Here is a 13,220-nt window from a genome sequence, read left to right as displayed (position 1 = left end):
AGAGTGTGAAAATTAACCGTTTGTAATAAAAACAAACAAATAGTCTTCGCAAGCAATATCATAGCTGTTATACAATAAAGGAACCTGACAATGTTTCTAATACTAACGGGGCTGATACTGACTTTTTTTGTTACATTGTTTATTATTACTTCAATTATTCATAAAAAACAGTTTGCCTACAACACACACCAAGACTATAACTATCCCTCCCTCCCCTCTACCGCGCATGCTACCCTCAAGGGTGGCAGCCTGACTTTACCCGCTGCTATCAGCGGGCAAGATACCGTTATTGCCAAACTCCGTATCAAATCCACTTGGGTAGGATTGCTGGCATTGCCTTTTGTTGAAACCATTTCATCTAAAGGCAAGTGGAAGCAATATTTCGAATACGGCGCAAAAGGCGTGCGCTATATCAATCTGAGCGATACTTTCTCCGACAGCGACAAAACCATCCGCCTGGAAGGCAAATACCTAACCTTGCCCGATCAAGAAATCGAACTCTCTGTTTATCCGCGTAAAAACCTCGACGGCAAAAAAATCCTTGTCCTCGCGCCTCATGCTGACGATGCCGAATTAAGCGCATACGGTTTGTATGAAAAACACGCCGCCAATTCAATGATCTGCACCTTAACTGCCAGCGAAGGCGGCAGCTTCCACTATGGCAATCTTTACGGCAAATGCGACTGCGACACCCAGGCACAATATCTGCAAAAAGGCAGGATGCGCGTTTGGAACAGCCTGACCGTTCCCCTTTTGGCCGGTGTGCCGTCTGAAAACATCTTGCAACTGGGCTACTTCGACAGCACATTGACCGCCATGCGCCAAAATCCGGAAAAAGAGATTAAATCGACCAAAATCGATACGACCGATGTCGATATTTTCCGCAGTGCCAATACCTCCCCATTGGCGAAACATCTCAAGCCCGGCTCGACTTGGAACAGCTTGGTGGACAATCTTGGCTATCTGATAGAAACATTCCAGCCGGATATTATCGTGACGCCGTCCCCCAATATCGATGCGCATCCCGACCATCAACATACTACACTGGCCGCCGTCGAAGCCCTGCGCAAAATCGATTACCGCCGCGGCAATCTGTTTTTGCACACCATACATTATCTGAGCGACGACTTCCCTATCGGCAAAGTAGGTTCTTCCCTCAGCCTGCCGCCACCCTCCGAGCAACCGTTTTACTTCCAAAGCATCTATTCTCATCCTTTAGATAAAGAGGAGCAAAACCGCAAACTTCTCGCCCTTGATGCCATGAACGACATCCGCCCCAATTCAGACGGCTATATGCGTTGGAGCACCATGATATTCAAAGGCCTAAACAAACTGCGGCACCACGTCCTTCATCTCGACAAAGACTTGGTCAACCGCTTTGTCCGCAGCAACGAATTCTTCTATACCGTCCCCATCAGCGACTTGTACCAAGAAGAGACGCTGAAACAAATCACCTATCAGGGCAAAGCCCAATAAACCGGAAAGGCCGTCTGAAAAGATGTTTCAGACGGCCTTTATCACACCAAATCAAAACAATAAAATCACCGCATTACAAACGAAAAACACCAAGCCCAAATCCAAACGCGACAACCCAAGTTATAATAAAACCCTTCCCATACACCCCACATCATCATGCCGATTTACTTCATCGCCGATTTGCACCTGAGCGAATCCCACCCTCAACTGACCGCACTCTTCCAAAAATTTATCCAAGAAAAAGCCGTTCACGCCCAAGCCGTATACATTCTTGGCGACCTTTTCGATTTTTGGATCGGCGATGACGAAAACAGCCCTTTGGTTCAAACCATCAAACAAACCATCCGCAGCCTGACCGAGCGCGGCATTGCCTGCTATTTTATCCATGGCAACCGCGACTTCCTCATCGGTAAAACCTTCGCCCGCGATACCGGCATGACCTTACTGCCCGAGTACGCCGTAATCGACCTGTTCGGCACGCCCACCCTGCTCTGTCACGGCGACACCCTCTGCACCGACGACCATTCCTATCAAAAATTCCGCCGTACCGTCCATCAAAAATGGCTGCAAAGCCTGTTCCTGCTTTTGCCGCTCACACTCCGGCTGAACATTGCCGCCAAAATCCGCAAGCAAAGCAAACAGGACAAACAGTACAAAACCGCCGACATCATGGACGTTAATCCAACCTTTACCCACGAAACCGTCCAACGCTTCCACACACCCCTGCTCATTCACGGCCATACCCACCGCGAAAACATCCACCGCAACGACGATTACACCCGCATCGTACTCGGCGACTGGCGCGACAATTACGCCTCCATTCTCGAAGTCAATGCCGAAGGCTACCGTTTTATCGCCTTATAAAACATCAGGCCGTCTGAAAACCGGTTTCCCGATTGTTCAGACGGCCTGACTGACAAACACCCTCAAACGGTTTACGCAAACCAACCGCGTATCCGCTCCAAACCACCAAAGCGCACACACGCATCCGCATTCGCTTCGGTTTTCGGTTTCGCCCGATAAGCAATGCCGAATCCAGCTTCCAATATCATCGGAATATCGTTCGCACCATCACCCATCGCCACCACCTGCCACGAAGCCAAACCCAGACGCTCACGGTATTCACGCAACAAATCCGTCTTAGCCTGCGCATCGATAATCCGCCCTTTCAGACGGCCTGTCAGCTTGCCGTTTTCCACTTCCAACACATTCGCAAAATGGAAATCCAAGCCCAAACGCCGTTGCAGGCGTTCCGTAAAGAACATAAACCCGCCTGACAGCAGCATAAACTTCACATCATTCCGTTTACACTCTGCCAACAAAAGTTCCGCGCCCGGCGACAGCTGCAACACATTCTCGTACACCTCTTCCAACACGCGCTCGTCCAAACCGGCCAGCAAAGCCACACGCTTACGCAAAGACTGCTCAAAGTCCAACTCGCCGCGCATCGACTGCTCCGTAATCTTGGCCACCTCATCCTTCAGCCCGACACCGGCCGCAATCTCATCCACGCACTCAATCGTAATCAGCGTCGAATCCATATCGCTGACAATCAGCCCCAAATCAGAAAAAGCCACATCCGGCAACACCGCGCCATCTATCTGCTGCGCAATCAACGCCGCACGCATCCCGTCCGTCAATTCAAAATCATCCGAAACCGGCACACGCAACACCGACTTCCCTGATGGTGCAGACACCAAACCGCCAAACGCCGACCAGTCGCAAGCGCCCAAATCCCCATGTTGCAACACCAAAACTTTCTTCATCTCATTCTCCTCATATCCCAAAACCCTTACAAACCACATTCAGCCTAAAACCCCGAAACCGTATTTTTGCGAATGCCTTAAAAAACCAAAACAGCATTATAGCCGAACAACCCCGGCAATTTTCAGACGGCCTGGAAACAAATTCAGCTCGAGCTGCCAATACCAATATTTACATCAACAAACCAAGCAATTACTCAAAAATTTGATTTAGGACAAGCTGTTTGAAAAACTTTGCAAGCAACAGATAACTTTCTGTTGATTTTTCTTACAGTTTCGATATAGTTATTTATGGCTAGTTTGATACTACCCTTTGTATCTAGCTTTCATTGCATTACCACCTCCATTCGTTGCCAACGGCTCCCTTTCCGGCGGCAACCTTTTTTTGACCCGATGGTTTGGCAAAATCGAAATTGAATCAAATAAAATGATTCGGGGACTTATATTTATTTTTAAAATAAAACGGCTTATAAAAAACAACGGCTCAATTTAAACGGATATTGCCGCCAATATTTAAAAACAAACAGACCTTTCTTTATCAAGGACCCCTCCCAATGCACCATTCTGAAAAACTATTCAAACTGAGCACACTTTCCCTCTGCCTTGCCGCACTGCCCCAAGCCGTACAAGCTGCCGAAGAAGTACAACAGGCTGAAGTGGAACAAGTTACCGTTGTCGGCAAAAACAAAAGCTTGCGCACTGAAAGTCAAAACAGCTACACCGTATCCGCGATGCGTTCGACTACGGGATTAGTGCTTTCTCCTCGGGAAATTCCCCAATCCGTCAGCGTCATTACTAAAAAACAAATTGAAGACCAAGGCATCACCGACTTAGAAGGTGCGTTGCAAAACGCTACGGGCATCAATGTTTTCAAAAGCGGCGGACGCACGCATTTCATGTCGCGCGGCTATTTTATCGAACAGTTTGAAGAAGACGGTATTGCCACGCAACTCGGCTCGCCCGGCGGATTCGGCTTGGGCGGCCCGGCCGGCGACCCGACCAGTGCAACCGATATGGCAATGTACGACCACATTGAAGTGGTGCGCGGTGCGGCAGGTTTGACACAGGCAAACAATGAACCCGGCGGTACGGTAAACGCCGTCCGTAAAAAGCCGACTGCAAAACGCCAGCTTTCCGCCGATTTTATGGCAAACTCATGGGGCAAAGTAAACAGCGTCTTTGATGCATCCGGCACCTTAAGCCAAGAACACGGCCTGCGTGGACGCTTTGTCGGCTCGGTAGGCAGCAACAAAACCTTCAAAGACCAATCCGGCGGCCGCGACGTCCTTCTGTATGGCGTGATGGACAAAGACATCGGCGACAACAGCAAACTTACTTGGGGTGCAAGCTATCTCAACCAAACCGAAACACCCGATCCGGACGGCCTGCCTATGCGTGCAGACGGCAAAGAGTGGAAACGCAGCCGCTATCTGGGTGCGGATTGGAACGAAGCCCGCCTGAAAAAATACAATCTCTTTGCCGAGTTTGAACATTATTTCAACGACAACTGGAAACTGAGCAGCAAGTTGGACTGGCGTAAGAACACCAGTTCAAAAGAATATTACACGCTGGGCGGCACAGGTAACGGCATCGGTACAGACGGCCTGGGAACCACATACAGCTTCGACCGTTACGATGCAGGCAACCGCCAGTTCACTTTCCAAAACAACCTGACCGGCCGCATCTTCGCGTTCGGCCAAAATCACGACCTCTTCTTCATGCACAGCTATTCCAAAGAGAACGTGAACTCAAGCAACCGCTGGCTCAACGACAGTAGCACCTATGACGCAGATGCCTTTAACGGCAGCGAGAAAGCCAAACCCGATTGGGATTCCGCCACAGCCAAAGCCCGTGGTGGCAACGGCCGTTATACTACCCATGCCTTTGGTTTGGGCGCGCGCATCAATCCTACCGACAAACTACACATCATCGCAGGCGGACGCTATACCAGCTGGAAACGCGACTTCTATTGGGATCGCGACCTCAAAGACGGGGTAGCAGGTTCATCAGACTCGCTCAAACGCAACCGCTTCGTTCCTTATGCCGGCATCACTTACGACATCACGCCTAAACAAAGCGTTTACGCCGCCTACACGTCCATCTTCAAACAAACGATGAACCGCGACTCCAACGACAAGCTGCTGCCGCCGATTATGGGACGCAACTACGAACTCGGCTGGAAAGGCGAATGGAACGAAGGCCGTCTGAATACCTCAGTCGCCCTTTACCGCACCGACAAAGACAACAACAACCAACGCGTCAATGCCAAACCGCACGCCTACTGGGAACCGCTTAACCAAAGCAGCCGCGGCTTGGACGCCGAAATCTCCGGCAGCCTGACTGACCGTTGGCAAGTTTACGCAGGCTACACCTTCAACCGCAGCACCAACCGCAGCAGCGTTACCGGCAATGTTGAATCGCGCCGAAAAGGCTACAACTTCAGCAGCCATACGCCGAAACATATGTTCCGCCTCTACACCAGCTATATCCTGCCGATTGATGACGGCAAATGGACGGTCGGGTTGGGGGTAAAGAGCAGCAGCAAAACCGCCAATTCCTACGGTTCCATCAAGCAAGGCGGCTACACCATTTGGAACACCAACGTCCAATACCGCCCGAGCAAAAACCTGCAACTGGGGCTGGCAGTCAACAACCTGACCGACAAACGCTACTACGAAAACCAATACAGCCGTGCCGCCAACAGCGGCAACTTCTACGGCGAACCGCGCAATGCCGTGTTCAGCCTGAAATGGAAGATGTAGTCCGTCTGTGGTAGCAAAATTAAAAAAAAACAATAACTAAATCATATTCGGCAATCTACCCGACCTGCTCCTGACAGACAGGGAACAATTGCCATCGTTGTAAAAGTAAGGGGTCGTCTGAAAACTGCTGTTTGAGTTTTCGGACGATCCCTTTTTCCATAAAAACCTCTTAACCCCCACCTAAAGGAGCTGTAATGAACCATCCGATTCGTTATGCCTACCTGCTTGCCGCCGTCCCGCTGCAACTTTCCGCCCAAACCACCGAACAGACGGAACATGTTGACCTGCCCACCGTTAACGTAACCGGACAAAGCCGTACTGCTTCGCGCGACAGTTATACCGTGCCGGTCATGTCCACCGCCACCGGCCTGCCGATCTCCCCCAAAGACACGCCGCAATCCGTCAGCGTCATTACGCGCAAACAAATGGACGATTCGGGCGCGACCACGCTGGAAGACGCATTGAAAACCACCACGGGGCTGAATATTTACAAACAGGGTTTCCAAACTCGCTTTCAATCCAGAGGCTTCGACATCGCGCAGATCAGCGAAGACGGTGTCAATTCGACTGTCTGTACCATGTGCGGCAATAATCCGCACGATGCCAAACAACTGACCGATACCGCACTTTACGACCGCATCGAAGTCGTGCGCGGAGCAACAGGTCTGCGTAAAGCGCAAAGCGAGCCGGGCGGCAGCATCAATGCCATCCGAAAACGCCCGACCGCTGCGCCGCTGCTTGAATTTGATGCAACTGCCGACCGCTTCGGCACGCTGCGCTCTTCCGCCGATGTATCGGGATTCCTCAGCCGCGACAATGGCTTGCGCGGGCGCGCGGTTGCCGTACTTGAAAAAAACAAAAGCTGGCGTAAAAACAGCGATGGCAATAAAGGGATTATTTACGGCGTTATCGACAAGCAAGTCGGGGAAAACGATATGCTGACGTTGAGTGCGATGTACCACCGTGAAAAAGATGTACCTTCCCTGTTCGGGCTGCCTGCCAATCCCGACGGTAGCGACCTACGATTGCCGCGCGACAGCTATTTGGGTGCGAACTGGAATCGTGCAGATTACAAAAAAGCCAATATATTCGCCGAATGGAAGCACTATTTCGGCGATCGTTGGAATCTGACCACTTCCGTTGATTACCGCCGCAACAAATCCGTTACCGAATATGGTTACGTCCCGCAGCGGCAAAATATTTCGCCCGCAGGCACATTGAGTGACGGTTATACCGGCAGAAGCGACCGCAACAATAATCAATGGACTGTGCAAAGCGATTTAGAAGGAAAATTTGATTGGTTCGGCCGCGAACATGAGTTTTACGCGGGCTATGAATACACCAAAGAAAAATTCGATAATATGTGGAGAGGCACACCCTTGAAAGATGGCAACTACCCTGTTTTTTCTTGGACGGGTGATGAAATTGCCAAACCTGATTGGAACACGGCCCGCAATCTCGAAATTCGTAAAACCGTTCCCGACACCCACACGGCGACCATAGCCACCCGCCTGAACATTGCTGATAAATGGCACATCCTGCTCGGTACAAGTTACAGCCGCTGGCGACAATCACAATATCTGTCATGGATGAAAACCCCCGACAGCCACTATAAAAAAGGCCGTTTCATCCCCTACGCAGGCATTACCTACGACATCACCCCGCAACAAAACCTATATGCAAGTTACACCAGCATTTTCAAATACTCGGGCGATTATTACGACATCAATGACAAGCTCTTGCCGCCTGTAATGGGCAACAGCTACGAAATCGGCTGGAAAGGCGCGTGGAACAACAATAAATTGAACACCACCCTCGCCCTGTTTCAAACCGAAAAACACAACCAACCCACAGACACATGGTTGGGTAAAGACCTCGCAACGGGCAATATCCGTCCTTGGGTACGCGGCGACCGCGCCATCTACACGCCTGTACGCATGGAAAGCCGCGGTATTGATGCCGAAATTGCCGGCAACATCACCGACGACTGGCAGATTTTTGCGGGCTACACTTTCAACAAAAGGCGTTATACCTCCACCGCTGCCGCCAAAACCGCAGAGCGCAACGGTCGCGGGGTCGATTTCAGCCAGCACACGCCCCAACATATCTTCCGCCTCAATACCATGTACCGCCTGCCCGGTGCGGCGCACAAATGGACGGTGGGCGGAGGTGTGAACGTCCAAAGCAAATCCAGCCCGATTATAGTGAACGGAGAGAAACAATATTTGGGCGGTTACGCCGTTTGGCATGCAACCGTACAATACGAACCCTCCAAACACACCAAGCTCAGCCTGAAAGTCGACAACCTGACCGACAAACGCTATTACGAAAGCTATGCCCACCGCGCTACCTACCAAGGACATTTCTACGGACAGCCGCGCAATGTAACCTTGAACTTCAAGTGGAAGATGTAGCCGTTGTATGAAGCGAGGTCGTCTGAAAACACAATCCGGCTTTCAGACGACCTCTTACCCCTGCCGTCATACCCGTTCATACCGACATGACGGCATCGGTATTTTCATTTGAACATCTGCAAACAGTCGTCTAAAACCCATCAGGAAACAAAAGCGTCGGATAGCGTGTCTGATACCGTTATCCCGCCGATGCAGATTTTCAGACGACCTCCCGTTATTTGTACCAACACACCATCCATGAACATCCTCAAAAAATTCTTTTACCTTGCCCGCCCTTTTTGGTCGGGAGCACACGGCCGCCTCCAATGGCTGATGCTCGCCGTTTTGATAGGGTTTACCCTATTCTCTATTACCATCAGCGTTTGGATTGCCGCGTGGGACAAACGCTTCTACGACGCGCTGGCCGCGTTTGACGGCGCATCCATGCCTTCGCTCATTGTCGAATACCTCGGCTATATGGCGATGGTTATCGGCTGCATCGTCTGCGGCGACTGGCTGCAAAAACGCCTCATCTTCCGCTGGCGCACCCATCTGACCGAGCAATTTCAAAAAAACTGGCTCGAAGGCCACAAACACTACCGCCTGCGCCTGACAGGCGAACCGGACAACCCCGACCAACGTATCGCTGAAGACATCTACCTGCTTGCCGACAAAAGTATCAGCCTCTTTCGCTCCTTCATCAATAATATTGCCAAATTCAGCGCGTTTGTCGCCGTATTGTGGACGCTCTCCGGCGTACAGACTTTCAACATCGGCGGATACAGCATTACCGTTTACGGCTACCTTGTTTGGGTTGCACTGATTTATTCCATCTTCAGCACCGTCATCGCCCATCTTGTCGGCCGCAACCTGAAAAACCTCAACATCGACCGCCAACACCGAGAAGCCGACTACCGCGCAGCCCTTTTACGCGTACGCGACCATGCCGAACAAATCGCCTTCTACAACGGCGGCGAAGCCGAAACAGGCCGTCTGAAACAACGCTACCTCCGCATCCGCGACAACTGGCGACGGCTGACCAACTGCGAATTCCGCCAAGAAACTTTTTGGGCGACCTATGTCCGCATCAGCATCTTCATCCCCATCCTCGCCACCCTGCCCATGTACCTCGCCAAAACCATGACTTTCGGCGACATGATGCAGACCCGCACATCGTTTGCCCGCGTTCAAGACAGTTTCGGCTGGTTTACTGACGCATACCGCCGCCTGATTGAATGGGCGGCAGTCGTCGAACGGCTTTCCGGTTTTCAGACGGCCTTGGAACAAGCAGAACAAAAAAGCCCCTCCCTTCAGTCACACCAAGCAGATTTGCCGCATCATAGCGGCAAGGTCGTCCTGCAAAACCTCACCGTCCACACCCAAACCGGTAGCCCCCTGCTTACTGATATTCACCTCCAAGCCCATTCTCCGGAATGGGTATTGCTTGAAGGCAGAAGCGGCATCGGCAAATCCACGCTGCTTCGCGTGCTTGCCGGTTTATGGCCGTATTACCACGGCAGTTTTTCCCTCGAAGGTAGCCGCCTGTTTTTCCCGCAACGCCCTTACCTGCCTGCGGACACATTGCGTCAAACTGTCAGCTATCCCTATACGGCCTGCCAAGACGACCATTTGATTCAAACCATTTTGGAACAAGTAGGCTTAAGCAGCCCCACGGGTCGGTTGCGCACATTGATGAACGATTTGGACACTTCACACGAATGGCACGGCATCCTTTCCGGCGGAGAGCAGCAACGCCTCAGCCTCGCTCGCGCACTGCTGCACAAACCGCAAATCCTGTTCCTAGATGAAGCCACCAACCAGCTTGATGATGAATCCGCCCTGATGTTGATGCAGACCCTCAAGCAACATTTGCCCGATACTTTGGTCATCGGCATCAGCCACCAATCCAAGATTCAAGCCCTGTTTGATAGCTCTCTGAATTTGAATGAAAAATTATTTAAATGTTAAAATGTGCAAAACGCTTGCTTTCGATCCTAATAAGGGATATAGTACTAAGTAACTAGTTCTTATTGATGAGAGCTACTCCTTGGATACTTGCCTCCGGTTCTCCAACCCGGGGGCATTTTTTTTTGCGTTTTTATTTTGTGTTTGTATGAATAGGATAAAGACGGAATATAAAAGGTTTTCAGAACACGAGGCCTATAATCTTTATAAAAGATTGGCTATAAATAAAAAACACCAATCTCAAATCGATAGTTAAATAAAACCGCAAACCACGCTTTCCCAAACTTTCAGGCCGTCTGAAATCCTCTCTTCAATGCGGTAAAAGGAACAACCGTTACCTTGGCACAGGAACAACGCCTGGCCAACGGAGAGCTGATACCGAAAGGCTCTGTGGTAACGTGGTCGGACAATGCGGTGAAGGTTGTGCGGCCTGATGGGAAAAAGCGGAGATTTAATAGTCGGGATTGGGAACAGAAGGCATTGCCGAAACCTTCTCTATCATCATTAGCCAACTTAACCAGCAAAGAACAAAAAGTAATCAGATATTTAGCTAGAGATAATGGTAAAATTATTGTTAACGGCGAACAAATTCCTGTCAATCGGCTTCCGCAGGACATTAATGTCAAACCAACTCCGCCATCTCCCTTAAATGGTAGTGGAAGAACCATTGGTAAGAGCAAGTCTCAAAACCAAATTATGCAGGACGATGTGGCTTACTTGCGCTCAATGGGTGCAAAAGATATTAGGATCAACCAACAGCAGGTAAACAACCAAATGTGCCGGGTAGGGATCTGCCGCCCGGATGTCCAAGACACCTTGCGTGATTCTAATAAACGAATTTATATCGAATACGATCGCGCCAGTTCGAACCGTGGAGCCGGACATGCATCAAGAGCATTGAGTAATGATCCGGATGCTATTGTAATTTTAAGAACCGTGGATTAAATTATGAATGTAAACAAAGATTTTTTTCTTGCAAAAGACGGCCATCCAAGCCTGAAACAGTTTTATTTTATTGGCGCGCCATTTGAAAAAGCACTGGATCTCTATTTGAAAAGATTAATGGATTTAAGCGACTTTTATCAGAATTTAAAACCGAAACTATCGTATTTGGATGAGGAATATACCCTCAGTCAGAAATTGGATTTCTTGAATCCGCTTGAGATTACCGGATCATCCAAATATTTATTGTTGGAAACGCAGTCTGATTGGTCATTGCTAATAGACAATAATCGGAACGGCACAGACTTTTCAAGTGTGCCGTATGAAGCCTTGCTGTGGAAAATCAGATTATTGACTATGTACTTACGCCCATATTTTGGCAAAGATGAATTCGGTGCGGTCTCATTTACCCTATATGAGGGCAGCAAACAGGTTTCCCGTCATGACTGCGAAACCAGAAATGTTATGCTGCATAAAGAAACCAGTCGTGTCGAGTTTATGGAATATGGCACGCCGCTGCCGTTTGAACAGACAGAAAAATATACCGAAAGACTCAAAAAAAACAGGCTGACTGTGGAGATGATCGAAGAATATTGCAAACATTTAGGCATTTCATTATTTGATTTGGACTTCTACCAGTCCAAAGCCGCCCTTATTGAGATATTGAGAAACAAATAACTTCCATCTCTTCAAAAAGACAGTCTGAAAAATATTCAGGCTGTCTTTTATCGTTAATCCCATATTTTAGACGGCCTGTTTAACCCTCTATTGCAAAGCTTGGCACAAACACCGCTGACCGACGGCAATTAATTACTATATAATCAAATGCATTGTTACCCTACAAAGGAGCCACACCATGACCACAAAAATTAAAATTGGTATCGTCGGTGCAACCGGTTACACAGGCGTTGAATTGTTGCGCCTGCTCAGCAGCCACCCCAACGTAGAAGTCACTGCCGTCACCAGCCGAAGCGAAGCCGGTATTGCGGTTACCGACTACTTTCCCAGCCTGCGCGGTATTTACGACCTTGCATTCCAAACACCCGAAGATGCCGGGCTTGACCGTTGCGACCTCGTGTTCTTCGCCACGCCCAACGGCGTGGCCATGAAAGAAGCACCGGCCCTTGTGGAAAAAGGCGTACGCGTGATTGACCTGTCTGCCGACTTCCGCATCCGCGACATCCCCACATGGGAAAAATGGTACAAAATGACCCATGCCGCGCCGCAACTCGTTTCCCAAGCAGTGTACGGCTTGTGCGAACTTTACAGAGACGACATCGCCAAAGCCATGCTGGTGGCCAACCCGGGCTGCTACCCTACTTGCGTTTCCCTACCCTTATTGCCGCTGCTTCAGGATGGCCGTCTGAAAGCCAACGCTCCTCTGATTGCCGACTGTAAATCCGGTGTTTCCGGTGCAGGCCGCAAAGCCAGCACCCACGCCCTATTGTGCGAAGCAGGCGACAACTTCAAAGCCTATGGTGTCGGAGGCCACCGCCATTTGCCTGAAATCCGACAAACCCTGTCCGGACTGCAAGACCATGTTTCAGACGGCCTAATTTTCGTGCCACACCTTGTTCCGATGATACGCGGCATGTACGCCACCCTGTATCTGCACCTGCAAGAACATACTGATCCTGAAGCCTTGCTGCGCGAATACTACCGCGACAGTCCTTTTGTCGATATTTTGCCTTCAGGTTCGACCCCTGAAACCCGCAGCGTGCGCGGCGCCAACCTCTGCCGTATCAGCGTTCAAAAAGCGCCCGATCAAGACGATGTGTGGATTGTTCTTTCCGTCATCGACAACTTGGTTAAAGGCGCAGCCGGTCAAGCCGTACAGAATATGAACATCATGTTCGGCCTACCCGAAACCACCGGCCTGACTAATGCACCATTGATGCCTTAAGCCATCATTATTGAAA

At 50.1% G+C, this 13,220-nt stretch carries 8 protein-coding genes and 1 pseudogene; 8 read left to right on the top strand and 1 reads right to left on the bottom strand.

Annotated features, from left to right (window positions below):
• The first annotated feature begins 90 nt into the window (after positions 1 to 90).
• Entirely contained in the window at positions 91 to 1,476 is a 1,386-nt protein-coding gene (locus ACTHSQ_RS03750) for a PIG-L deacetylase family protein (RefSeq protein WP_440371775.1), read from the top strand.
• Between the two features lie 153 nt (positions 1,477 to 1,629).
• Positions 1,630 to 2,340 carry a UDP-2,3-diacylglucosamine diphosphatase gene (gene lpxH / locus ACTHSQ_RS03745; RefSeq protein WP_440371800.1) on the top strand — a complete coding sequence of 237 codons (711 nt, stop codon included), beginning with the start codon at positions 1,630 to 1,632 and terminating at the stop codon, positions 2,338 to 2,340.
• A gap of 71 nt (positions 2,341 to 2,411) precedes the next feature.
• Here lpxH and serB read toward each other — a convergent pair whose 3' ends face one another.
• Entirely contained in the window at positions 2,412 to 3,242 is an 831-nt protein-coding gene (serB, locus tag ACTHSQ_RS03740; RefSeq protein ID WP_440371774.1) for a phosphoserine phosphatase SerB, read from the bottom strand.
• A 551-nt stretch (positions 3,243 to 3,793) separates the two neighbouring features.
• Here serB and ACTHSQ_RS03735 point away from each other — a divergent pair.
• From ACTHSQ_RS03735 to argC, 6 genes and pseudogenes are all read left to right on the top strand, one after another.
• Positions 3,794 to 6,001: a TonB-dependent siderophore receptor gene (locus ACTHSQ_RS03735; protein ID WP_440371773.1), complete on the top strand. Its 2,208-nt coding sequence runs from the start codon at positions 3,794 to 3,796 to the stop codon at positions 5,999 to 6,001.
• A 194-nt stretch (positions 6,002 to 6,195) separates the two neighbouring features.
• Entirely contained in the window at positions 6,196 to 8,415 is a 2,220-nt protein-coding gene (locus ACTHSQ_RS03730; RefSeq protein ID WP_440371772.1) for a TonB-dependent siderophore receptor, read from the top strand.
• 237 nt (positions 8,416 to 8,652) lie between these two features.
• On the top strand, positions 8,653 to 10,362 hold the full coding sequence (locus tag ACTHSQ_RS03725) for an ABC transporter ATP-binding protein/permease (RefSeq protein ID WP_440371799.1): 1,710 nt from the start codon (positions 8,653 to 8,655) through the stop codon (positions 10,360 to 10,362).
• Between the two features lie 312 nt (positions 10,363 to 10,674).
• Positions 10,675 to 10,857, top strand: a pseudogene (locus tag ACTHSQ_RS03720) (adhesin); the annotation flags it as partial.
• 450 nt (positions 10,858 to 11,307) lie between these two features.
• Positions 11,308 to 11,979, top strand: a complete 672-nt coding sequence (locus ACTHSQ_RS03715; protein WP_107862794.1) for a hypothetical protein — start codon at positions 11,308 to 11,310, stop codon at positions 11,977 to 11,979.
• 178 nt (positions 11,980 to 12,157) lie between these two features.
• Positions 12,158 to 13,204 (top strand): N-acetyl-gamma-glutamyl-phosphate reductase, encoded by a 1,047-nt coding sequence (gene argC / locus ACTHSQ_RS03710; RefSeq protein WP_440371771.1) that lies wholly within the window; start codon positions 12,158 to 12,160, stop codon positions 13,202 to 13,204.
• Positions 13,205 to 13,220 lie beyond the last annotated feature (16 nt).

Origin of the sequence: Neisseria sp. P0009.S008 (assembly GCF_051958615.1) — a bacterium.
Classification (GTDB): Bacteria; Pseudomonadota; Gammaproteobacteria; order Burkholderiales; family Neisseriaceae; genus Neisseria; species Neisseria subflava.
Note: the sequence above shows the minus strand (reverse complement) of the source record. Positions and strands in the feature narration are given on the sequence as shown.

Bases quoted from the DNA above. Each gene is read 5' to 3' on its own strand.
- serB (WP_440371774.1), bottom strand. From the start codon at position 3,242: ATGAAGAAAGTTTTGGTGTTGCAACATGGGGATTTGGGCGCTTGCGAC.
- ACTHSQ_RS03730 (WP_440371772.1), top strand. From the start codon at position 6,196: ATGAACCATCCGATTCGTTATGCCTACCTGCTTGCCGCCGTCCCGCTG.
- ACTHSQ_RS03725 (WP_440371799.1), top strand. From the start codon at position 8,653: ATGAACATCCTCAAAAAATTCTTTTACCTTGCCCGCCCTTTTTGGTCG.
- ACTHSQ_RS03715 (WP_107862794.1), top strand. From the start codon at position 11,308: ATGAATGTAAACAAAGATTTTTTTCTTGCAAAAGACGGCCATCCAAGC.
- argC (WP_440371771.1), top strand. From the start codon at position 12,158: ATGACCACAAAAATTAAAATTGGTATCGTCGGTGCAACCGGTTACACA.
- ACTHSQ_RS03750 (WP_440371775.1), top strand. From the start codon at position 91: ATGTTTCTAATACTAACGGGGCTGATACTGACTTTTTTTGTTACATTG.
- ACTHSQ_RS03735 (WP_440371773.1), top strand. From the start codon at position 3,794: ATGCACCATTCTGAAAAACTATTCAAACTGAGCACACTTTCCCTCTGC.